Annotated in this window: 25 protein-coding genes; 8 read left to right on the top strand and 17 right to left on the bottom strand. The window is 60.1% G+C overall.

What is annotated here, in order from left to right; genetic code table 11:
• Nucleotides 1-127: 127 nt before the first annotated feature.
• Complete coding sequence (locus tag H7R73_RS23415) at nt 128-307, bottom strand: phospholipase (RefSeq protein ID WP_108912252.1); 180 nt, start codon at nt 305-307, stop codon at nt 128-130.
• Nucleotides 308-480: 173 nt separating this feature from the next.
• Between H7R73_RS23415 and H7R73_RS23410 the strand changes: the two genes are divergently transcribed.
• Nucleotides 481-1,050, top strand: a complete 570-nt coding sequence (locus tag H7R73_RS23410) for a hypothetical protein (protein ID WP_182951781.1) — start codon at nt 481-483, stop codon at nt 1,048-1,050.
• 121 nt (nt 1,051-1,171) lie between these two features.
• On the opposite strand, the gene H7R73_RS23405 is transcribed toward H7R73_RS23410, so the two are convergent.
• The 4 genes from H7R73_RS23405 to H7R73_RS23390 form a co-directional block, all read right to left on the bottom strand.
• Nucleotides 1,172-1,420: a hypothetical protein gene (locus H7R73_RS23405; RefSeq protein ID WP_182949661.1), complete on the bottom strand. Its 249-nt coding sequence runs from the start codon at nt 1,418-1,420 to the stop codon at nt 1,172-1,174.
• 136 nt (nt 1,421-1,556) lie between these two features.
• On the bottom strand, nt 1,557-4,811 hold the full coding sequence (locus H7R73_RS23400) for an Eco57I restriction-modification methylase domain-containing protein (protein WP_182951780.1): 3,255 nt from the start codon (nt 4,809-4,811) through the stop codon (nt 1,557-1,559).
• 16 nt (nt 4,812-4,827) lie between these two features.
• Nucleotides 4,828-5,412, bottom strand: coding sequence for a recombinase family protein (locus tag H7R73_RS23395; RefSeq protein ID WP_110612457.1), 585 nt, complete (start codon nt 5,410-5,412; stop codon nt 4,828-4,830).
• A 146-nt stretch (nt 5,413-5,558) separates the two neighbouring features.
• Nucleotides 5,559-6,134, bottom strand: coding sequence for a recombinase family protein (locus H7R73_RS23390; RefSeq protein ID WP_001173919.1), 576 nt, complete (start codon nt 6,132-6,134; stop codon nt 5,559-5,561).
• Between the two features lie 179 nt (nt 6,135-6,313).
• On the opposite strand from H7R73_RS23390, the gene H7R73_RS23385 reads away from it, so the two are divergent.
• Genes H7R73_RS23385 through H7R73_RS24285 form a run of 3 tightly spaced genes read left to right on the top strand, consistent with a single transcriptional unit; the run spans nt 6,314 to nt 7,505 of the window.
• Nucleotides 6,314-6,565, top strand: a complete 252-nt coding sequence (locus H7R73_RS23385) for an AbrB/MazE/SpoVT family DNA-binding domain-containing protein (RefSeq protein ID WP_003108276.1) — start codon at nt 6,314-6,316, stop codon at nt 6,563-6,565.
• On the top strand, nt 6,562-6,957 hold the full coding sequence (locus tag H7R73_RS23380) for a type II toxin-antitoxin system VapC family toxin (protein WP_003159186.1): 396 nt from the start codon (nt 6,562-6,564) through the stop codon (nt 6,955-6,957). The genes H7R73_RS23385 and H7R73_RS23380 overlap by 4 nt, the downstream gene beginning before the upstream one ends.
• Nucleotides 6,958-6,968: 11 nt before the next feature.
• Entirely contained in the window at nt 6,969-7,505 is a 537-nt protein-coding gene (locus H7R73_RS24285; RefSeq protein WP_003159187.1) for a hypothetical protein, read from the top strand.
• A gap of 401 nt (nt 7,506-7,906) precedes the next feature.
• Here H7R73_RS24285 and H7R73_RS23370 read toward each other — a convergent pair whose 3' ends face one another.
• The 5 genes from H7R73_RS23370 to H7R73_RS23350 are packed head-to-tail and all read right to left on the bottom strand — an operon-like array spanning nt 7,907 to nt 11,752.
• Nucleotides 7,907-8,125, bottom strand: coding sequence for a hypothetical protein (locus H7R73_RS23370; RefSeq protein ID WP_154232916.1), 219 nt, complete (start codon nt 8,123-8,125; stop codon nt 7,907-7,909).
• 56 nt (nt 8,126-8,181) lie between these two features.
• Nucleotides 8,182-8,502 (bottom strand): BrnA antitoxin family protein, encoded by a 321-nt coding sequence (locus tag H7R73_RS23365; protein ID WP_045286807.1) that lies wholly within the window; start codon nt 8,500-8,502, stop codon nt 8,182-8,184.
• Nucleotides 8,462-8,740: a BrnT family toxin gene (locus H7R73_RS23360; RefSeq protein ID WP_015060221.1), complete on the bottom strand. Its 279-nt coding sequence runs from the start codon at nt 8,738-8,740 to the stop codon at nt 8,462-8,464. Before H7R73_RS23360 ends, H7R73_RS23365 begins: the two co-directional genes overlap by 41 nt.
• Nucleotides 8,741-8,781: 41 nt before the next feature.
• Complete coding sequence (traI, locus tag H7R73_RS23355) at nt 8,782-11,436, bottom strand: TraI/MobA(P) family conjugative relaxase (RefSeq protein WP_232092793.1); 2,655 nt, start codon at nt 11,434-11,436, stop codon at nt 8,782-8,784.
• 4 nt (nt 11,437-11,440) lie between these two features.
• Nucleotides 11,441-11,752 carry a plasmid mobilization protein gene (locus H7R73_RS23350; RefSeq protein WP_011270162.1) on the bottom strand — a complete coding sequence of 104 codons (312 nt, stop codon included), beginning with the start codon at nt 11,750-11,752 and terminating at the stop codon, nt 11,441-11,443.
• A gap of 311 nt (nt 11,753-12,063) precedes the next feature.
• Here H7R73_RS23350 and H7R73_RS23345 point away from each other — a divergent pair, with 311 nt between their 5' ends.
• Genes H7R73_RS23345 through H7R73_RS23330 form a run of 4 tightly spaced genes read left to right on the top strand, consistent with a single transcriptional unit; the run spans nt 12,064 to nt 14,466 of the window.
• Nucleotides 12,064-12,420, top strand: a complete 357-nt coding sequence (locus H7R73_RS23345; RefSeq protein WP_166312489.1) for a protein mobC — start codon at nt 12,064-12,066, stop codon at nt 12,418-12,420.
• A 12-nt stretch (nt 12,421-12,432) separates the two neighbouring features.
• Nucleotides 12,433-13,116 carry a nucleotide-binding protein gene (locus H7R73_RS23340; RefSeq protein ID WP_166312488.1) on the top strand — a complete coding sequence of 228 codons (684 nt, stop codon included), beginning with the start codon at nt 12,433-12,435 and terminating at the stop codon, nt 13,114-13,116.
• Nucleotides 13,109-13,747 (top strand): DUF6753 family protein, encoded by a 639-nt coding sequence (locus H7R73_RS23335; RefSeq protein ID WP_182951779.1) that lies wholly within the window; start codon nt 13,109-13,111, stop codon nt 13,745-13,747. Before H7R73_RS23340 ends, H7R73_RS23335 begins: the two co-directional genes overlap by 8 nt.
• Nucleotides 13,744-14,466, top strand: a complete 723-nt coding sequence (locus tag H7R73_RS23330; protein ID WP_015060216.1) for a hypothetical protein — start codon at nt 13,744-13,746, stop codon at nt 14,464-14,466. The genes H7R73_RS23335 and H7R73_RS23330 overlap by 4 nt, the downstream gene beginning before the upstream one ends.
• A gap of 24 nt (nt 14,467-14,490) precedes the next feature.
• Here the strand turns inward: H7R73_RS23330 and H7R73_RS23325 are convergent, their stop codons facing one another.
• From H7R73_RS23325 to parA, 7 genes are all read right to left on the bottom strand, one after another.
• Nucleotides 14,491-15,318 carry a 3'-5' exonuclease gene (locus H7R73_RS23325; RefSeq protein ID WP_011270172.1) on the bottom strand — a complete coding sequence of 276 codons (828 nt, stop codon included), beginning with the start codon at nt 15,316-15,318 and terminating at the stop codon, nt 14,491-14,493.
• A gap of 385 nt (nt 15,319-15,703) precedes the next feature.
• Nucleotides 15,704-16,615 carry a DNA-binding protein gene (locus H7R73_RS23320; protein ID WP_064169966.1) on the bottom strand — a complete coding sequence of 304 codons (912 nt, stop codon included), beginning with the start codon at nt 16,613-16,615 and terminating at the stop codon, nt 15,704-15,706.
• Between the two features lie 305 nt (nt 16,616-16,920).
• Nucleotides 16,921-17,220, bottom strand: a complete 300-nt coding sequence (locus H7R73_RS23315) for a hypothetical protein (RefSeq protein WP_015060214.1) — start codon at nt 17,218-17,220, stop codon at nt 16,921-16,923.
• Nucleotides 17,221-17,764: 544 nt separating this feature from the next.
• The gene (locus tag H7R73_RS23310; RefSeq protein WP_015060213.1) at nt 17,765-19,141 is read right to left on the bottom strand and encodes a replication initiation protein; all 1,377 of its coding nucleotides are present in this window, start codon (nt 19,139-19,141) and stop codon (nt 17,765-17,767) included.
• Between the two features lie 165 nt (nt 19,142-19,306).
• On the bottom strand, nt 19,307-19,693 hold the full coding sequence (gene parC, locus H7R73_RS23305; RefSeq protein ID WP_011270177.1) for a ParC family partition-associated protein: 387 nt from the start codon (nt 19,691-19,693) through the stop codon (nt 19,307-19,309).
• Nucleotides 19,694-19,726: 33 nt separating this feature from the next.
• Nucleotides 19,727-19,948 (bottom strand): plasmid partition protein ParG, encoded by a 222-nt coding sequence (locus H7R73_RS23300; protein WP_011178357.1) that lies wholly within the window; start codon nt 19,946-19,948, stop codon nt 19,727-19,729.
• A gap of 21 nt (nt 19,949-19,969) precedes the next feature.
• The gene (gene parA, locus H7R73_RS23295; RefSeq protein WP_008166580.1) at nt 19,970-20,608 is read right to left on the bottom strand and encodes a ParA family partition ATPase; all 639 of its coding nucleotides are present in this window, start codon (nt 20,606-20,608) and stop codon (nt 19,970-19,972) included.
• Nucleotides 20,609-20,673 lie beyond the last annotated feature (65 nt).

Here is a 20,673-nt window from a genome sequence, read left to right as displayed (position 1 = left end):
CATCCAGCGACCTGCTGGCCGATTGATGTGACTCAAATCTTCAAGGACGGTATGCCAGGGCGGGCCGGTCCGGCGCAGGGGACGGTGGGTTGATCGGGACCTTGCGGGCGCCGCCCACGGCCGCAGATCAAACACCGATCCTCACGTTGTAACCGAGCGCCCGCAGCCCTTTGCTCGTGCGCATGTTCCTTGGCGGAAACTCGTCTGGGCGCGCCCAGCCGACGATTTCCCCGAGACTGCTCAGGCCAATGTGCGGAATGGCCCAGTCGTCGCTGCGGATCGCGTTACCCAAGAAGCCCAGTGGCAGCGCAGGACGATTTTGGCCAAATCATCGAATCCACGTCCTCAAGGCCAAGGCGTTACTATTTAGTTCGGATTACGGACGCGGGTTCGGTTCCGTGTTCCACCACCACATACCAAACCGCGTTAGTTCGCGTAAAGCCGCAAAGCACCATAAAACAGTGACTTGCGGCTTTTTCTTTGGAGCAGGCTCGACAGCACGCCCGCTCCCAAGAGGAGCGGAGTCGCCATGCACAGCAGGCTCTGGAGCACTTCCGTGGCGCGGCCAAAGATCAACGTGATCAGCTCCAGCGCCAGCATGATGAACAGCTGCAGTATCTACAGGCCGAGATCCGACAGCTCCGTGACGCCAACGCATCGACTCAAAACGCGCTCGCGGAGCAGCGGCAGGTCGCCAATGAGCGCCAATGTGAGGTTGTCCGTTTAGAGCAGATGGTGGCGGCCCAGCGTCATGAGCAGCTCGTGCAGGAGCGTGAACTCAAACGACTGAAAGACATTGAACAGCAGCATGCCAACGCCGCCACCCAGCTTGCGGCAAGCCAAAGCAGAGTGTTGGCCCTGGAGGCGATGACCACAGACGCTGTTGCCGCTCGGGACGAGCTAACGGCCGTGATTAAAAGACTGGAGTTACAACTAGATGTCGCGCAGGCGACGGCGGCCTCGCAGGATCAGGTACTGCGGTCGCTCTCTGCGTTCATCGCAGGTTTGGATAAAGCCAATACAGAACAATTGATTACGCCAAATTCGTGAGGATTTTCAGTTTTCCCGGCCGACCCTCATATTGAGGATTTGAGTAAATGCACCTTTTGAGGATTTGAAGTCATAAAAAACCCCGCACGCGGCGGGGTTCGGTGGCAGGGCAGGGGAGGGCTTAGGCGGCCTGGTGGATCTCGTCGGCCACCTGTCGGCACATGGCCCGCATGTCGAGCGTGCCCGCTGCGATGGCCTCAAGGGTCGCATCATCCAGCGCCTGCACGATGCTGGTAGCCCGGCGCTCAAGCTCCTGCCGGGCGATGCGCTGCCAGTCTTGCACGTCCATCAGGGACGCCAGCGCGGCCTCGTTGGCGCGTCCGTAGCCGCGCAGCACCTCTTTTGCTGTCTCGGTGGTGGTTGTGGTCATGATCGGGCCTCCTGTGCTCATTCGGTAGGTGTATTGATCGCTCATATTCCTCCCTGATTTCTACAGTTGCGATGCATGGCGACGCGCTACAGGACTATCGGCTGCACCTGCTATTAGTTTTCCGTCATCGAACTCATTACTGGCGAAGTGCGATTTCAGCTTCAATGATCTCAGCAGCAGCAGCCCTGACCTTGGCGACGATATTGGCCCGCTTCTTAGAGTCATGCTCTTGATGGGCCTGCTTCACTAGCTCAGCAAGCGCCTTGTGCTCGGCCAAACTGGCGTCATACTCAGGCAGACTCACATGCTTGAAGATGTCGCCCATATTGGTTGCCACGTTGTGCGCCTCGATCATCTCCTTGACGATCTCCGAGTGCAGCAATCCGCACAAGTAAAAGGCTGGCTCCGGCTGGTCGAAGTCGGCAAAGTAGAGCTTGTGGTCAGGGACATAAACACGCGGCCCGTAGCCCGGCACAGACCCAGACGCCACGACGGCCGCTGAAAAATCGCCGGTCATCTCGGCCCAAATGACCTTATAGGGTGCAAAGGTGTAGTCGCCCACGTTGTAGATTGCGAAGAAGGGCGCACCCTTCATGCGCGTCTTGAAGGTGGAACGCAACTCCAAAAACGACTTGTAGGCTTTGAAGAACTTGAATGTCTTGGGATTCGTGTGACTGCTGTAGCGCGCCACAGCGCTGTCCAATGATGCCCGGTCAATGCCCTTATTCGGCACAAACGCATAGAGCGTGTTCTCCGGCAGGAAATAGCATGGATGGAGGTCGCCTGCGCCCTTTGCCAGGGGAAACAAGCTCTCAGCCTCAACCCAGAATTCGCGCGGCTGCCCCAAGTCGGTTTTGCCTTCATGTGGCCGAGTTCGCACCTTGACCGTCTTTGTTGCAGGGTTCGAGTCAATGACATCCACAAAATAGACGCCATTCAGGTCAGTCGTGATGCCCTTACGGCCGTTGACCCAAGTAGAGGGGCCAAACATCGGCTGACATGCGGCGAAGTGCCCCGGCTTCATGATGGCCCAAGGAGCCCCCTCCATAGTCTGCGAGACGGGATTGGCTTCCATCTGAATCACATCCACAAGATCAGCCACCTCTGCACGATGTAGACGTGGGTCGATTGCCTTCAAGCGAGCCACTTGACCGCCGCGTCCCTTCTTCGGATTGCCTGCATTGTCGGTCTTGGGCTTGCCAAGCCAGACACGGTAGTCCAACGGATAGCGGGTCGTACCCCCTATCTTCTTCGTGAACATGGCGACAGCCGTTTTATTCGCCGCGTCTGGAAACGGCTTTAGCTCCTTCATGTCATCGATGGAGATAGGCACCAAGCGGTCGGTTGCATTGATGCGGAAGCGCCGGAAGCCTTGCGACGAAGGCGACTGGAACACCGTCTGCGTGATGACAAACACCAACCGTCCATCTTCGACCAGCCACTTGTCAGCCGTCGTGTAGGTGATGATGGCGGAAATGTCTAATTCGTTGCCACCATGGAACTTGGTGTCCGAGAAGATGGCGTACTTTTCGCAGGTGGGCTTAGCTCGGTTCCGGTATGCCTCTGGGAGATTCGACCATCGTACCCAAGGCGGATTACCAACAATGGCATCAAACTGTCCAGCAGTAGCTGACCAAAAAAAGTTGCGCACGATCCTGAACCAAATACCGTTCCAGTTCTGCCGATGCAGTGCGAGCACTTGGTCATAGGTCGTCTTGAGGTGGTCATTCCACTCATCGGCCTGCGCCTTGCTCAGTATCTTGGCTTTCACCAGCGCCTTAGAGACGGGCGGGAATTCAGTGTCGTTTTCAACCTCTTCTCCCATGAGCTGGAATACTTTGTCGAGCAACACGCGATCACACGCCAAGTCGGCAGGTAGAACAACTTGCAGATTTGCTTGCTGGCTGCCAATGCTGTACTCGACCACCTTTTGATCGCCGTCAGGGTGGGGGGCAGGGGAGTACACCGCATCAGCTAAGAGAACGGGAATCTCAACGTCTTTACCCTTGCACTGCTGCAACAGGTCTGCGATAGCGATCAGGAAGTTGACGCGAGAGGATTGCACAGCAAGTGGGTTGAGGTCGAAGCCCCAGACCGTCGTGGTCAGCATGTCCACGGTCTGCTCAGCAGTCCATCCCGCCGTCAGCGCTGCTCGGCGCTTCTGCTCAATAGCCTCCAGCAAGAACGAACCAGACCCGCATGTCGGGTCAAGTAGCCGAGCAGCAAGCCACTTGTCTCGCTTGTAGCCAAGCTTGGCCACAGAGTGCTCGACCAACCAGTCCGGCGTGTAGAACTCGCCAAGGCTCTTGCGCAATTCCTCCGGAACCAAGTCCTGATAGAAGTCACGCAGAACATCGCGCGAGCGGCCGGTCTTCTTGATGGTATCGAAGCGATAGACCGAAAGCTGGGCCAGCAAGGTGCGAATCGCCAAGCACATCGACGTGCGGATCGCCTTCTTGGTTGTGGCATCCAGATACCAACTAAAGATGGCTTCTTCGACGAAGCCATGCAAGCCGACTGCGTTGAAGAACCCGCCGTTCTCGACATCCGAGCGTAGGGCCTCAATCAGGGCTTCGTCCGATCCGAGAGCCAGTAGCTCATAGATCAGGGAAGTGCTTGACGCCATGCCATGTGCAGCCACGATCTCGGCCGCGATCAGCTTCATCAGCAGAGAATGAAAGGTGTGGGTGACGAAAAGCTTGGCAGGCAAGTCAATGGCGGCCGGGCCTGCGAAGTCAAATCCCAATGACCCATTGATCTTCTTGCGCTGTTGAATGCTGAGGTCAGCAGCCTGCCCATACAAGGTTGCCCATTCCTCGAAGAGCATCTTGATTTTGCGGTTGCCGGGCTGCCCAAGAGCGTCAGCAAGAGCATTGGACAGTTCCTGCATGAACTCGCGGCCTGTCTCGGATAGATGCCCAAAGTCCTCGGCTAGGTTCTCCGATGTGATGGCTCGCCGGAAATTTGCTCTCAACGCATCGACCACCATCTGGAAGGCAATGGTCGAGAACGGCATCAGTGGCTGGTGAACGATCTTGCCGTCTTGGACTTGGGCAAAGCCCACATGATCGCCGTCGATGGCAATACCGATGTAGTCCTTCTCATCCAGCCCTTGCTCAGCAGCCAAGCGGGGGATGTATTTCAAGAGACGACCATCGGTCGCCTCGATGAACTTCGGACTTGTCTCACTCCCCTTGAAGAGGCCGGGGCCTTTGAACTCGATGACGACGCTGTTGTAGCTGGAGTCGCGTTTGGCTCTCTCCGCGTCCAAGTCGATCTGCAAAGCCTCTTCAAGCCCCTTCATCCATGCGTGGCGTACTTCTTCCTCGTTGACCCACTGCTTGCGGCGGCGATTGATGAGGTCGTAGCCCTTCTTGGTATTGGTGTCCATTGTTGTCCTTCTGTTTTCAGTTCTGCCGCTTCGGCTCGGGCCGCCCAATAGGAGCTACCTTGTAAATTGTGGTTCGCGAGACACCGTACAGCTCGGCGATTCGACCGATGGGGAGCTTCTGCGCGTCCACCATCTCGTTGATCTCTTTGATCTGGGCCTCGGTGAGCTTTGGCTTCCTCCCGCCGGCGCGGCCTCTGGCTCGGGCTGCGGCAAGGCCTGCACGGGTGCGCTCGCGGATCAGGTCACGTTCCATCTCCGCGAACATGCCGAACATCGCGTACATGGCCTTGCCCATCGTCGAGTCGTCGAACACGACTCGCGGCTGCAATAGCTCGATGTACACGCCAGCAGCACGCAGCCTGTCGGCGATCTGCACAAGGTCGGAGAGAGAACGTCCCAGCCGGTCGAGCTTCCAGACCACCAAGGTGTCTCCACGCCGCAAGCGCCTCAGGCACTCGGCGAGCTGAGGCCGGTCAGCGCTCTTGCCGCTGGCCGTTTCCTCGTACACGTCGTCGCACCCGGCTTGCCTGAGAGCATCCCTCTGCAAGTCCGGGTTCTGGTCGCTTGTCGAGACACGCGCGTATCCGATGCGCTGCTCCATTGGCCATCCCCGCCCTCAAGGCACAAAAAATGTCCAGCAAAGGTGTGTTTGCTGGACGTTGATAAGTTGACGGCAATTTTAACAGCCAGGGAGCACTTTGGACAGGCAAAACCGCTGTCGTTTTCAGAAGGCGACTGCACGAAATATCAGGAGTCGGCTGCACTGCCAGAACTGGCCGCCTGCAAGGCAGCGTAGAGAGCGGTTTTTCCTACCTTGAGGCGTGCGGCGGCCTCGCGGACATTCAAGCCGTTGGCGACAAGCTCCCGCGCTCGTTGCAACTTGTCGGCAGTGACAACCGGCTTGCGTCCGCCTTTGCGCCCGCGTGCGGCGGCAGCGGTCAACCCGGCCTTGGTGCGCTCGCGGATCAGGTCGCGCTCGAACTGGCCCAGCGCACCGAACACATGGAAGATGAGCCGTCCGCCCGGCGTGGTGGTGTCGATGTTTTCAGTCAACGAGCGGAAGCCGACGCCCCGTGCTTCCAGCTTGCCGACCGTCTCAATCAGGTGCGGCAGGGAGCGGCCAAGCCGATCCAGCCGCCAGACGACCAGCACATCGCCATCGCGCAGATAAGCCAGCGCATCGGCCAAGCCGGGCCGGTCTGCCTTGGCCCCGGATGCCGTGTCCTCGAAAACCCGTTCGCAGCCTGCATTGCGCAGCGCATCCGTCTGCAAGGCGGTGTCCTGTTCCGCCGTCGATACCCGCGCATAGCCGATGAGTGCCATTTCCGCCCATTTGTCCGTTATACCGTCCGCCTATCTTATTGTCCGTCATCCCGTTGCGCAAGATGTTTTCGGACAGGCGTCCGGTTTGGCCGCCTAATGATCGTTTGACGGACATTGACGGTAAGGCATTTTTGCATTACTATGTGAAGCATCAACCTTGATTGCGAGGGCAAACCACCATGACCACATTGACCGTTACCGCACGGGGACAAGTGACGTTTCGGAAGGACGTACTGCAACACCTCGGCATCAGGCCAGGCGACAAGATCGAGCTGGACTTGTTGCCAGACGGTCGGGGCGTGCTCAAGGCGGCACGGCCCGCAGGGACGATAGCCAGCTTTGTCGGCCTGCTCGCGGGCAAGACGCAGAAGGTTGCCACCATCGAAGAAATCAACGAGGCGGCGGCGCAAGGCTGGGCAGGTAAGCAATGAAGGTCGCAGTCGATACCAACGTCCTTGTGCGTGCGGTTGTGCGTGACGATCCCGCACAAGCGGACGTTGCCGCCGCAGTCTTGACCGACGCCGAGTTGATCGCGGTCGCGCTGCCGTGCCTATGCGAATTTGTTTGGGTGCTGCTGCGTGTCTACGGCTTCCAGCAAGCCGACGCGGCCAGCGCGATCCGGGCACTACTGGCCGCCGCGAATGTGGAAGTGAACCGGCCTGCCGTGGAGGCTGGCTTGCTGGTGCTCGACGCGGGCGGAGACTTTGCCGATGGCGTCATTGCCTACGAAGGCAACTGGCTTGGCGGGGAAACCTTCGTTTCCTTCGATAAGAAGGCGGTGGCACTTCTCACGGCGCAAGGGCAATCAACGCGCCTTTTGTGACGGACATGAGCATGAACGAATTCCGCCGACTGGCCGCGAAGATCGACCAACACATGCAGCAGCTTGCCGCCCAGGGTGTCAGCGAGGCCCATGCCATCATCAATCGCATGATGGGGTACGGGCCTGACCTGCACAGGATTTGGGTCGGCACATCCGATCAGCAGCTCATGGCGCTGTCCCGCGAGTTCCCAGGGTTCTACCGCTACGCCCGCATCATGGAAGAGGCATCCGAAGCCGAGCGCCGCAAGGCTTCGCGGCCCTATGACGGCATGGCCGAGTTCTCCGAACAGCACAAGCAAATGGGCGCGCAACTGCTGACCACGGCGGCCACGCTTGAGCGTGGCTACCAGGCGTTTCGTGCGAGCGGCAGTCTCCAAGACTTCCGGCCTCAGCTCGACGAGCTGGGCCGCCTGCATCGGCAATGGCTGTCCGACCTGGAAGCCTTCAAAGACTCGCTGCGCACGCAGGGCGCAGAACCCAAGGTGCTGGAATACGTGAACGAGGCTTTCGGCCGCCTGGCCGAGCGCATCAAGCAGCTTGCCGGTTGATCGCCGGAATTTTCGGCGGTTCCGGCTTTGTCGCGCCGTGCACAAGAGTTCTGAGCAATTCCGATCTCTCGCGGCGCTTCGTGCATAGAACTTCTGACCGTTCCCGGTCAGAAGTTCTATGCACACACGGCGGCCAGCCCAGTGAACTGGTGCAGTCGCCTTCTGAAAACGACAGACAGGGAAAAACGCCGACTGTTCATCAATCCACCGTTTGCTGAACACTTGCCGGGTTACGATGAAACACCAACAAATGCCGCTCACTGCCTGCCCTGCCACGCCTTCACGGCCTCGGCCTGCGCCTGTGCCGCATATCCTTCATCGAGACTGCCGAAGGTGTCCGCCGCTACCTCGTCCATTAGGGTCTGCAAGGCCGTGTCGGCACTATCCGCTTGCGCAACAAGTTAGGCCTGTCGGCGGGCTTCCATCGCTGCCTCGGCGGCTTGCAAGTCCTCTCGGTCTTGCAGTTCCTCCACGATGTTTTCGCGCCAAGTCGCATCACTGCCCGCCTCGTTGCATAGCTCGCTGAGACGCTGCGCGGCATCCTCTGAACGAGCAAAAAGCCGCGCACATCGCAGGATGCGGGCGGCTTCTTCCGGGTTGCCTCTGGCTTGGTCGAACAAGAGCATTTCGCCCACGGCGGCGAGGGCTTCAAGCTAAAGCTGCTTGTCGTCGCCGCTCATTTCGCGTGCGCCTTGTGCGCCTCAACGTAGGAGCGCAAAACAGCATTCATGCGCGACTGATAACGCTTGCCGGTGTGCTTGAAGAACTCCAACACTTCGGCATCAATGCGCAGCGTGATTTGCTTCTTGGTGTGGGGCAATTGCTCCGCTGCCTTCATCCAGACAGCATCAGGCAGATAGGGTGCATCGCTATAGTCGATCTGCTCATCCGGCATCGAGGCCACGGCATCCAGTCGCGCCTTCTGCTCGGCGCTCAACTGTGGCGGCTTCTTGAGGTCAAGAGTTCGCTTCACGATATTGCTTTCTTTCGTCGGCATTTGCTTTCCTCGCAGAGATAAGGCGGATGGTTTCCTCGTGTCGGACGGTGTAGACCACATACAGGACAGCCGAGTAGGCAAGCCCAATCGTTGCCCAACGATCTTCCCCGTAGTCCTCGCGTCCGTCGTAGGCTTCAACCCGCCCGGAGTCGTAAAAAACAAGCTCGGCATCCTCGAAGGAAACGCCGTGCTTTTTCAGGTTTCGTGCCGCTTTATCGGCGTCCCATTCAAGTTCCATTGTGTTCTTATTGTAGCGTCTTTTTGTAGTTACATCAAGTCTTATCGACTCATGCCGGGTGAGTTGTCGCGCTCGATCTTCTGCGCCTTGGCCTGCTCCTGCTGGCGTACAGGCTCGCGCCCTTCCAGCTTCTCCCACTGCTGGCGGTACTTCCCAAGCTCGGCGGCTTGCCGGTCGCCTGCGGCGCTGTAGGCATAGCGGGCGGTGCGCTGCGCGTAGTCGTTCCAGTCGCGCCCCTCGTCCTTCTGCCGGGTGGCCGGGGCGCACTGGCGGATAGCGCCCTCGATGGCGGCTTGATCGTGGCCGGTAACGCGCATCCGCACGGCAATCATGGAATCCACGCGGGACAAGTCCACCTCGCCGCCACGCTGCCGCTTGATCACGTCGCGGTAATGCCGCTGGTAAGCGTCGATCGCGCTGCCGCTGGCCGCTGCAAGCTCCAAGGCGGGCTTGGCTTTGCTGCGTTCTGGCTGCTGCGCCTTCAAGGCGGCCTGACGCTGATACTCGGCGTCGATCTGGCTGGACAGGGCCAGCGCCTTGACGCACTCGCGGCGCTCGGCCTTGAGCAAGCGCACTTCGGGATAGCTGCCGTCCTCGCGCTGGTGCTTGGGCTTGCGATTCTCGTAGCCGGGTGCGCGGTGCGGGTGGATGGCTCCCGATAGCTTCGGGTCGCCGTATTCACGGTTCAGGGCATCGCTCAGCCGGTTGCCCACGTCCTTGTCGTGGGCCGTCCCCAGCTTCGGCACGGTGATGATGGCCTGATAGTTGCCGGGGCTTGATTCCAGCACAACGGCGGGCCGGTAGCCGTCACGGATAAGCCGCTCCAGCTTCTCCCGGTTCATGTCGTCGATGAGGATGTGATGCTTCTTGTCCGATAGTGGCGTGTAGTAGAGGTTTTCGCCCCGGCGCTGTAGGCGCAGCATCTCCGGCGTGCGCTGCTCGATCTCCTGCGGCGTGAAGCCCCGCGTGATGCCGTCCTTCTTGTCGAGGATGAAGGTTTGCTTCCTTCCGTCTGCCTGCATCTTGATGGACGTTACCCGGTAGCGCTCCGCGCCTACCGCTTCCGCGTACAGCTCAAACTGCTTTAGCTGCTCCGATTTCATCGCCTGCGCCCTCTCCTGCTGTATCCGCTGCCGCTCCTGCTGGATGCGCTCCTGAAGCTCAGGATTCGTGATCTTGAAACCGTGCTCTGCTGCTAACTTCGCGCACATGGCCTTGTATTCGTCGTTCCCGGTTACGGTGAAGCTGCCCCACTTCTGCGCCGATAGCTGCAAGGCGGCAAGCGTGCTGTCCCGGTTGCGCCAGTCGTGAATATCGATGCTTTTTCCCTTGTCCACGAAAGACACACCCCCGCCCGCCCCCGCTTCTTCCTTCCGGCTGTAATGCACCTGCTGGCCCACGATTTCAGGCTGATAGGCGCGGATGTCTCGCGGCGTCGGCGGCTCGCCGCTCGCGCCCTCGATGCGCTGCGGCTCGCTGGCGCGGTGCCGCCACTGCTCGGCAAGCTCCGGGCTTTTCTGCATCCGCTGCCACTGCTCCAGGTCGGGATAGGGCCGGAACTGCTGCCGGTGCTGCTCGCGCTGCTTCTGGTGCTTCTCTTTCAAGGCTGCTTTCTCTGCGGCCTGCTCGGCGGCAATCACGCTGCGCATGGCGTTGAGCACTTCGCCCTTACCCTTCCAGTTGCCGCGCATGAGTTCATCGCGGCGGGCTTTCTGCTGCTCGGCAATCTGCTTGCGCTCCTGCTCCTGCCGCTTGTCCAGTGCCAGCTTGGCCGCGTTCTTTTCCGCGTAGTGCGCCTTGCGCCCGGTGATGTAATCCTTCCATCCCGGCACGTCTGGCTTGATCGGCTCTGGCTCGCGCTGTGCTACCTGCTGACGCTGCGGCGGCGGCTGGTAAGCTCCGAGTCGCTTTTGTAACTTGGATAGGCTCGCGTCCCGGTCTGCGCTGCTGGCCTTCACGCCAACATCACCGACAAAGAGCGTCGCCCCGCTGCCTGTTTTCTCGTAGCGCATCCCCTTGGCTGCTAACTCGCGGTGCAACTGCTCCCACGTCTGCGCCTTTTTGATGATCGGTGCGCCGTCCTCAATGGCGATGCGTTCGGCGGATTTCTCCCCGGTGCGGTTTTCCATGTCGCGCTTCGGCTGGGCTGGCTGGCGCGGCTTGTCCTTGTCGATGTGCTCCCGGCCTAACTCACCATTCTCCAACACCTGATAACGCCCGTTCTGCTCACGCTGCCAGCCTTGTGCGTTCTCGATTCGTGCTATCGCCTTGTGCGCTGCCTCAATGTCGAAGCCGTTATTGATCTTCACCACCTTGAGCGTTTCAGGATGCACGCGGTTGATGGCAAGGTGCAGGTGCAAGTTGTCCGTGTCGGCGTGCAAACCATAGATGGCTTGATGGTCTTTAACACCTAGCTCATCCATGAAAATGCTTACCGCTTCTTCGACCTGCTCCGGGCTGGGCTGCTCGCCTTCTCGCCAACTCATGATGTAGTGATTGACCGGGTTCTTGCTGCGCACGGATTCAGCGGCAAGGGCTACCATTTCTTCACGCTGTGCGGCGTGGCCGTCACAGAGGAAACCGCGCCCGTTGGCGTACAGCACCTTTTCATCCGGGTTCTGGTTGTGAGGCTCGCGGATGTAGTCGGCCAAGTCGCGGATGCTCCCCGTCTTGTGCTTGGTTTTTGAGTTCGGCACCTTCTTAACGATCACGGCTCAACCTCTCGATGTAGGCTTTCACTGCCAGCAGCGCCCCGGCTGTGTCCTTGCTGTAAATGCCTCCGCTTTCGTTGTGAATGTGCTTGAGCAACCCACCGATGCGGCGCAGCTCTTTGAGCATCACAGCGTCCGCATTGGCAATGATCGGTCTGCCAAAGTAGCGGCGGCGGACAAGCTCGGACATGCTCAACCCGGCAAGGTCGGCGTCCTCCTTCAACTTGGCCTTCTCCGCTGCGGTCAGCCGTACATTGATAACGGCGTCCAGCGGTTCCGGCCCCTGCGTTTCAAATGGCATCGTGTCTCCTTCTAGCCGGGGAGCGAGGGGGGCGGGGTGTCTTGGAAAGTAAGAAGCGAAGCGCCGCACTGTCCGGGGTCAAGGGGCTTGCCCCTTGCAGGATGAGCCAGACCGTGAGAAGCGAAGCGCCGAATGGTCTGGCGTCCGTTGGAACCACGTGGCGAAGCCATGTGTGTTACAACGGCCATCCTGTTAAGCTCAACCGCTTTACTATCGTATCAGCAGTTTAGGTGCACGGGACGCACTTTGCAACAAGCATAAATGGCGCTATGCTGTCAACTCCGTAACCAGTGAGCAAAGGAGTTAGCACGATGAAGTACACAACAGAACAGCTAGAGGCTATCGCTGCAAAGCTGCGGGAGATGCCTCCAGTAGAGAAGAAGAAACAGGAGCACAGCAAGCAAGAGGCCGTGCGCATCCTTTCCAAAGAGATCGCGGCTTTGCAAAAGCGTGGATACACGCTTGACCAGATTTCAGAGACGCTGCGCGGCGAAGGTCTGAGCATCGCAACCCCAACGCTCAAGAGCTACTTGCAAAGAGCAAAGCTAGCGAAAAAAGCCCCGGTGCAAGCACCGGGAGACACACCCCCGCGCCGCCCCGCCGTCAAGAAGCCTGCGGATACATCAAAGGCGACATTCACCCCGAAACCTGACAGCGACGATATTTAAGGAGTAAGCAACATGGCGAAAAGCATTTACCTGATCGGTGGCAGCAAGGGCGGCGTTGGCAAGTCGCTTGTCACGATGGCAACGGTTGATTACCTGCAAGAGCGCGGCGAAAGCGTATTGCTGATTGAGTCTGACACCTCTAACCCGGACGTATGGAAAGCCTATAAGGAAAGCACGGAAACGGAGCTTATCAATCTGGATGAGGCGGACGGATGGATTCAGCTAGTGAACTTGTGCGATAGCAAACCGGATAGCGTCGTGGTCATCAACACGGCAGCGCGGAATAACAAGGGTGTGAGCACCTACGGTGAAACACTGAATAGCACGCTTGCGGAACTCAAGCGCAAGCTGGTCACGCTGTGGGTGATTAACCGTCAACGGGATAGCCTCGAACTGCTCAAGGAATACATGGATGCAATCCCGAACTCGGCCGTTCACGTGGTGCGCAATGGACACTTCGGAGAAGAAAAAAAATTCGAGCTTTACAACGGCTCCAAGCTGCGCACGGCGGTAGAGGAACGCGGCGGGAAGTCGGTGACATTCCCGGACTTGGCCGACCGTGTGAGCGATGACATTTACAGCAAGCGCATGAGCATTGCGATAGCACTCAAGGAACTACCCATTGGCAACCGTGCGGAGCTTACCCGGTGGCGCAATGAGGTTAAAAAGGTATTGGAGGCCGTAGTCCATGAGTGACCTTGACGACAGCTTTGTAAAGCTGCTCGGCAGGCAACCCAGTGACGCGGAGCGGCAAAGTCTTTACCGGGTTCGGGATGCACTCGGCCTGAAAAACAATGATGCGCTGTGGCTGGTGCTCATGGCCTTGCAACACTACCAAGGCCAGTATGAGAAGTTCCCGCAAGCGATAGCACAAGCAGCCAAAGATACCTTGGTCAATTTCAAGGTAACGGCGGATGCAACCGTGAAAGCATCAGCGGAAGCAGCCAAGGCGGATTTGGCGCAAGCGGTAGCAGCAGCAGCGCAAGAGGTCGCGCACAACACATCAGCAAAGCAGATGTGGCAGTGGGCGGCGGGCTGCATCGCCGTGGCCTTCCTGTGCGTCGGCCTGTTCGGCTGGTACATGCACAGCAGCGGCAAGGATTCGGGCTATCAGGCCGGATACGGCGCGGGATACACCGAAGCCAAGGACGAGAAAGCGGCGGCGGCATGGGCCAACACGCCAGAGGGGCGCTTGGCCTACCGCTTCGCTCAAACGGGAAGCCTCGCCAGCTTGGCGAAGTGCGATAGGCCGGGGTGGTACGTCGAAAAAGGCGTGTGCTACGTCAAGCCCGCATCGGATGGCACCTACGGATGGAGGTTGCCATGAGAATCAAGATCAAAGGAGAAATCACGGCAGAACGCCTAGCGGAAGCACTGCACGCAGCAGCAGAAAAATACGAAGCTGTGAGGCCGGGGCACAAGGTCTATGGGGCCAATCTTTACCTCACGGCATTCGATGCGGATGGTCTGCCGTTCGATCTGGTAGACCATCGCGGCGAACCGCTTTCGATCACCATCGAGGCCAAGTCTGGCGAACTGGTAAAACCAGCACTCACAGCAGAGGGTGAAGCACGCCGACAGAAAGCCAAAGAGGAAGCACGAAGGCAAGCTGAAGAAGCGGAAGCTGAAGCACAGCGCAGACACAGGCAAACCTTAGACGAATACGAACAGGAGCGGCAAAAACGACGGAAAAAGGAAGCCGAAGCAAGAAAGCAATTTGAGGACGCGAACGCAATCACTGCCGAACTCTTGAAAACCATGCCGGAACGCTTCATCGACGAACTGAACAAAACCGTGCAAGGCGTTTGGGACGACCTCAAGCCAACCGAAACGCAAGGCAAGAAGAAGGGCCAGCCGAAAGCACTACCAGTCTTTTCCGTCCATGCGGACGGCCTGTTGCTCTCCGTCGAGACATGGAAGAACCCACGCCGGGTGCTCAATCCGCTTTGCACACTTCAGCACGGAAAAATAGCCCCATTCTGGATGCACGAAGCGTGGTTAGAAGCCATGTGTGGGATGCGAATAAAGATTCATCCGTACAAATAAAGTCTCATTCTTTGAAATAGAGTTTCATCCTAAAACAGAGGGCAAAGCCTCCTGCGGGACGGTGGCCACTTTCGGCCCTGCCGGTCGCCGTCCGTTCGTGCGGCGCTGCAAGTATCGCAGCACACCCAGCGTCATGCGGGCGTCGGCAAGGGCGCGGTGTGCGCCGTCTTCTGCCACGCCGCAGTCGGTCGCAGCCTCGATCAGCTTCAACCATCGCCAGCGGTCGCGGCTCCGGTCGTACTCTCCATGCCACTCGGCATACATCAGCATCGCGCAAGCGGTCGTCAACACTGGCGCGGTGATTCCGTGTATCTGATAGGTCTGCCGCAGCAAGCGCGCATCAAAAGCGACGTTGTAGGCAACGACGGTTCGGCCAGCAACGGCGGCGGCGTACTGCTCGGCCACCTCGGGCCAGCTCGGCGCACTGGCCACCATGGCGTCGGTGATTTTGTGAATCGCTGTCGCCTCGACCGGGATTGGCCGGGTCGGGCGTACCAGCGTGTCGAGGATCGGTGCGCCGGTCACGTCGAGTATGGTTATCTCGCAAATCTCGGCGTCATCACCGAGGCCGGTGGTTTCGGTGTCGAGCACAATGCAGCCTGCGGCGATCAGGTCTTTTGCCTGCGCTGCGACGTGCTGGCGACGGACTTGGGCACGCCCAGGCATCCAGCGCCACGGCACGCACTCGGCTGGGTTGTACACATCATAAGCCCCCTGACCTTGCCAGACACTGCCAGCGGGCTTGGTGTTTAGTCCCGGCATGAGGCGGAGGCGTTCCTTGAGGTGCTTACGGCATAGAAGCCCCTTGGCCTCTGCTTCGGTCGGGGTGAGGTGTTTTCGGGTTTTGGGCATACGCCCCCCTTGTTGGTGTCTCAGTCCCGGCGGTAGTGGGCGACGATTCAGACGCTCGAAAGTATGAGACTTTATTTTCACGATTCAGGCCGCGCCCAATGCCACGCGATCCTTTCAGAATGACACTTTACCCGCCTGCCAAGCCTGAGTCTTTCAAAACAGTCCTGAAAATTGGCGTAGCTTAGGATGGGACTTTATTTGCATCCCACAGCTTCGCTGTCTGCGGCCTCTCTCGCCCACCATGCAGGCCGGGCGGCTGCGGATGACAGCGCCCCCACGGCCCACAATGCAAGCTCCTGATCGCCCAGGTTCGCAGCCTGCACGATCACCGCCCCAAGCTGCCGCAACTCATCGGACAGCGCCTGAAATTCTGCGGCGCTTGGCATCACTCGCCCCCCTTCCCTTTCGGTGCCTTCGTGGCCTTCTCGGCGGCCTCGGCTTTGTCCTGCTGCCGTTGCAGCGCCTCAAGCTGCCCGGTAAGTCGTGCGGCCTGCTCGCGGGCCTCTGCTGCCACCTTGCGAGCCTCGTCACGCTCGGCCTGCGTCTGCCGGGTTTCCTGCGCTGCTGCGGCGCGGGCGGTGTCGTGGGCCTGTGCAGCCTTGGCGGCCTGCTGCTCGATCTGCTCGGCGCGGGCCTCTGCGCGGCTCACACGGTCGGCGCACGCCTCCAGCTTGGCGGCCAGCACGGCGGCCTGTTGTTCGGCGGCGGTGCGGCCCTGCTGTGCCTCGGCCAGTGCGGCGCGTAGGCGCTCAAGCTCGGCGGCCTGCTCGCTCACGCGCTCGGCCTGCGCCTCGATCTTGTGCCGGGCGGTTGCCACCTCCAGCCGGGCAGACTCTGCCGCCTGCTGCTCGCGCTCGATGCGCTGCTGCGCCTCGGCCAAGTCGGCGGCCTGCTGGGCGGCTTTGCCTGCCAGCGTGTCGCGCTCAGTGGTCAGCACGGCCACCTGCTCGGCCAGCTCGTCGCGTTCGCCTTCCAGCACCTCGCCAGCGGCGGCCAGTTCGGCGGCCTCCGCCTGCGCCTGCACCAGACGGCCCTCGATCTCGCCGCGTGCCCGCGATGCGGCCCGCTCGATCTCGGCGGCAATGGCAGCGGTCAGCGCCTGCGGCAGTTCCGGCGCAGCGGCTGCGGCCACCGGGCGGGCCTCGCGCCACGCGGTCAAGTGCTTGTGAATAGTGTTCGGGCTGCCGGTGTCGCCCAGCTTCTCCCGCACCGCCCGGATGGTCGGCTGCTGACCCTCGCCTGCCAGCGCATCAGCGACGGCGGCGACCTGCTCAAAAGTGATGCCCTGACGTGCCATGATCGTTGCTCCTTTCGTACCATATCAGCGTAAATCGTACCAATACAGATATGATACGCAATACAGATACGATATGCGAGCGGTTTTCGTAACGTACCGCTGCCCGGTCGGCTGCTCGTTTTTGGTGAAACACCGTGCTGACGCCTCGCCTTCGGCTCGTTGTCGGCCAGAAACGGGCCTACAGCGCGTTTTGAGAGGGTAAGAAAGGGGGCAGGACGAAGGGCGAAGACCGCCACCCTGCCCCCAGAGCCTCACGGCGGCGAGTGGCCTCCGGCGGCCCTGCCGGGGGCATCTTGCAAACACGATCAAGGCGACAGCCGTTTGACCGCATCCACAAATGACAATCTGAACAGGTGCATGGTCAGGTCGATGGCACCGCCGCCCTGCTCTTTCCGCGTGTCGTACCACTTCGGCCCGGTCGCCAGTAGCTCAACACCGCCGCCACCAATGGACACATTCAGCCGCACCGTAGCTTTGTCCTTCACCGGCACAAAGCCAGGTTCACGTTTCCAGTACAGGCCCAGCCGGTCTAGCGTTTCCTGCACCGTCATTGCCCGCAACGAATCCAGCAGCGCGGGCGGAAAGGATCGACGGGCGCGACTCATGACAGCCACCCGATGAACTGGACGAGGGGGCCGCGCCGTTCAGGCGCTACTCAAAGGCAGGCGCTACTCAAAGGCAGGCGCTACTCAAAGGCAGGCGCTACTCAAAGGCAGGCGCTACTCAAAGGCAGGCGCTACTCAAAGGCAGGCGCTACTCAAAGGCAGGCGCTACTCAAAGGCAGGCGCTACTCAAAGGCAGGCGCTACTCAAAGGCAGGCGCTACTCAAAGGCAGGCGCTACTCAAAGGCAGGCGCTACTCAAAGGCAGGCGCTACTCAAAGGCAGGCGCTACTCAAAGGCAGGCGCTACTCAAAGGCAGGCGCTACTCAAAGGCAGGCGCTACTCAAAGGCAGGCGCTACTCAAAGGCAGGCGCTACTCAAAGGCAGGCGCTACTCAAAGGCAGGCGCTACTCAAAGGCAGGCGCTACTCAAAGGCAGGCGCTACGCGCCGGGCGTAGGCTTCGCCATTAGTAATACGCATGGACTTGGGACACCCGCCCGGAAGGCTCCGCCATTAGTAATACGGACGGACTTTGAACACCTCACGATCAGCCCTCCCCGCCTGTAATACGCATGGACTTGGGACACTCTCCCGGCTCTGCGATGTAGCGCCCGGCAGCGGTCTTGCTAATGCCCATCTGTGCAGCAATGGCCCGCACGCTCAGACCCTGCGCCTTGAGGGCCAAAGCCTGCGCCTGCTTGGCGCTGGCTGCTTCCAGATAGGAAGCACGATCGACAGCCCCAGCGGCACGTCTGCGGGCTTTCTCGCGCTCGCTGTGGCGCTCTGCGGCCATGTCCCGGCTGATGAGCGTGCGCAGCTTGCGCTGCTCGTCGTCGGTGATGTGAAACAGGCTGATAAGCGTGTCGTTCTTGGGCGTGTAGAGCGGCGCAAACTGCTTGCCGCCGAACTCCACCTTTTCCCCGGCTTCGTGGGCCTTGGCCTTGGCGTACAGCGTCATAAGCTCGGCGCTGCGGTAGTTCCACCGTGGGTCAAGCTCACGGGCCAGCGCGGCGGCCTCGTGGTACATCTGGCCGGTGTGCGTCGCACCTGACAGCAGCAGGAAATTCAGCCGCCAAAACAGGTGCTGCATCCGCTCGCCCTCGGCCACGCCGCCGCGCAGCGCGGCCAGCGTGCGCAAGTCCTCCAGACGATCCCACGCCAGTTGCCGCCCGTTGAGCGTGCGCAGGTTGCCGGTTTGGCCGCCCGGCAGCAGCTTGAACTGGCGACGGTCGGCGCGGGCCTTGCGGTCGGCCTCGATGTCCCAGCGGGCCACCGGCAGTAGCGCCTCGGCCAGATACTCGAAGTTGTACCGGATCGGCTCGCCGTCCGGGCCTTGCTCAACGTGGATGACGCGGCAAACCTCGCCGCTCTTGCTGTTCACCGTATTGACCAGCCGCAGCACGCGGCTTGCATCCTTGGCCGCTGGATCAGCGCCCAGCCCGGCCAGACGGTCGATCAGGTAACGCTGGCAGGCATTCCAGCGTGGCAGCGCCTGACGCGGCAAGGTGCCATCCAGCAGCCACTTTGCTTGCACGCCACGGCCAGAGAAAACGAGGATCGACGGCGGCGGCACGCCTTCGTCGTAGCAGCGGAACATGACAGCGGCGGCCAGTTGCTCGGGGCTGCGCCCCTGCGCCCACGGCTCGCGGTAGGTGTCCAAGTCAGCGAACAGCAGCCCGATACGGGCCAGATTGACGACACGGCGGTTTGGCTTGATGAACTCGGCCTGAGACAGCCACGTATCCCGGCTGTGGTCGAGCATGGAGAGCACCACGGGCATCTGTGACAGCCGGTAACTGTCCTGCTTCTTGCCGCTGCCCTCGCCCGTCGCCATGAGCAACGAGAAAAAGCCCTGCCGGGCTGTGTCGTGATAGCAACCCGCCTCATCGGCTGGGCTGAAAAGTCGTAGCTGTGCTTGCCCCATAACCCTCTTTCCGCTTGTGCGGCAAGAGGTAGGGCGCTACAATGCAGACCATAGTTTGGGTGTTTCTGGTCGTCTGCATCGGTCACGCCTTGGGGTTCCAAACAGTGCCACCTGCTAGGTTCCCACCTCTTGCCAAGCCCCGCTGCCACGCGGGGCTTTGCTTTTTCATCCATCTGAACTCCGCTCCTTCGCTTCCAAAGTTCGCGGAATCCAGCCTTTTGCATTCGCCGTCCAGTGCAGCACGCCATGCTGCCGCAGCACTGCCGCCGCGCCATCGAAAGAGCGAAAAAACCGGATGCCTCCCCGGTACTGGCCGAGAATGCGCCGCTCGTTGCCAACGTGCAGCACGATTACCAGCCCGCGCTCTGTGTTCTCGATGACAGCGCCCTTGATCTCATGCGGTGCGTTCTTCGCAAACGCCTTGAAATGAGAGGGCGGCAGTACCTCCAGACTCAACGGTTCCATTTCAACCATCACTTTATACCCCACGCGCCGTATTTCATCAACATTATTAAATTTCGCCAAATCAAAAATGTATGGACTATAGTCCATGCTTTTGACCCGTCCAGCCGGTTAAGTGATTACTCAATCACTCTTTTCATCAAGTGAGCGCACCAGTTCGCGCAGAATGTCCGTGATGCTGCGCCCGGTCTTGGCGGCGTAAATCTTCAGCTTCGTGTGCTCGGCCCGGTCGAGGTCGAAATTCACCCGGACGGTGGCGGCCTTGTCGGCAAGGTCGGACAAGGTAGGGCCAGCCTTCGCGGCGCTCGGGCGGCCTGCTTTCATGCCAAGTTTCCCGCTACTCATTTTCACCTACTCCTTAATTACTCAAATGGTGCAATTGAGGAAACGGCGCACTTCCTCAGCCAGCGCCCGGATTTCCTCGGCGGCCTCGCTCGTCGGCTCTTGGTCAATGGCCGTGGTGCCGCTGGCCGCGCTGCTCGGGTAGATGACGCGCTGCGTGATGCGCGTTTGCAGGATCGGCAGGCCGTACCCGGCCAGCGCCTCGGAGACTTCCGCACCAATCTTGGTGCCCTTGATCGCACGGGACACCACGAAAGCCGCTTTCAGCTTGCCGTCGGTCAGCTCGATGCGCTGCTTGACCAAATCCACGAGGTCAGAGGTTGCCCAAATGTCGTAGGGCGACGGCTGCACCGGGATCAGCACGCAATCGGCGGCCTTCATTGCCGACACGGCCAAGTCATGAGCCTGCGGCGCTCCGTCGATCACAACAAAGTCTTTCCGGGCCACGCTCTTTAGATCGCGCTCGATGGTGGGCCGGTCGATGCCAACCACGGGCACGGGTTGATCCTCGCGGACGGCGGCCCAATCGCGGGCGCTGCCCTGCGGGTCAGAATCAACCAGCAACACGTCTGCGCCGTCGAGTTGCAGGGCGCGGGCAAGGTGGGTGGCGATGGTGGTTTTACCCGCCCCGCCCTTCTGGTTCAGTACAGCAATGACTTGCATATGCGCTCCTTGAGCTATTGAGCGTTTGAGGAAAAAAGGAATTACTCAAGCGCAGTATAGCATAT

The sequence above is a fragment of the Aeromonas sp. WP2-W18-CRE-05 genome (assembly GCF_014168615.1).
Taxonomy (GTDB): Bacteria; Pseudomonadota; Gammaproteobacteria; order Enterobacterales; family Aeromonadaceae; genus Aeromonas; species Aeromonas caviae.
Note: the sequence above shows the minus strand (reverse complement) of the source record. Positions and strands in the feature narration are given on the sequence as shown.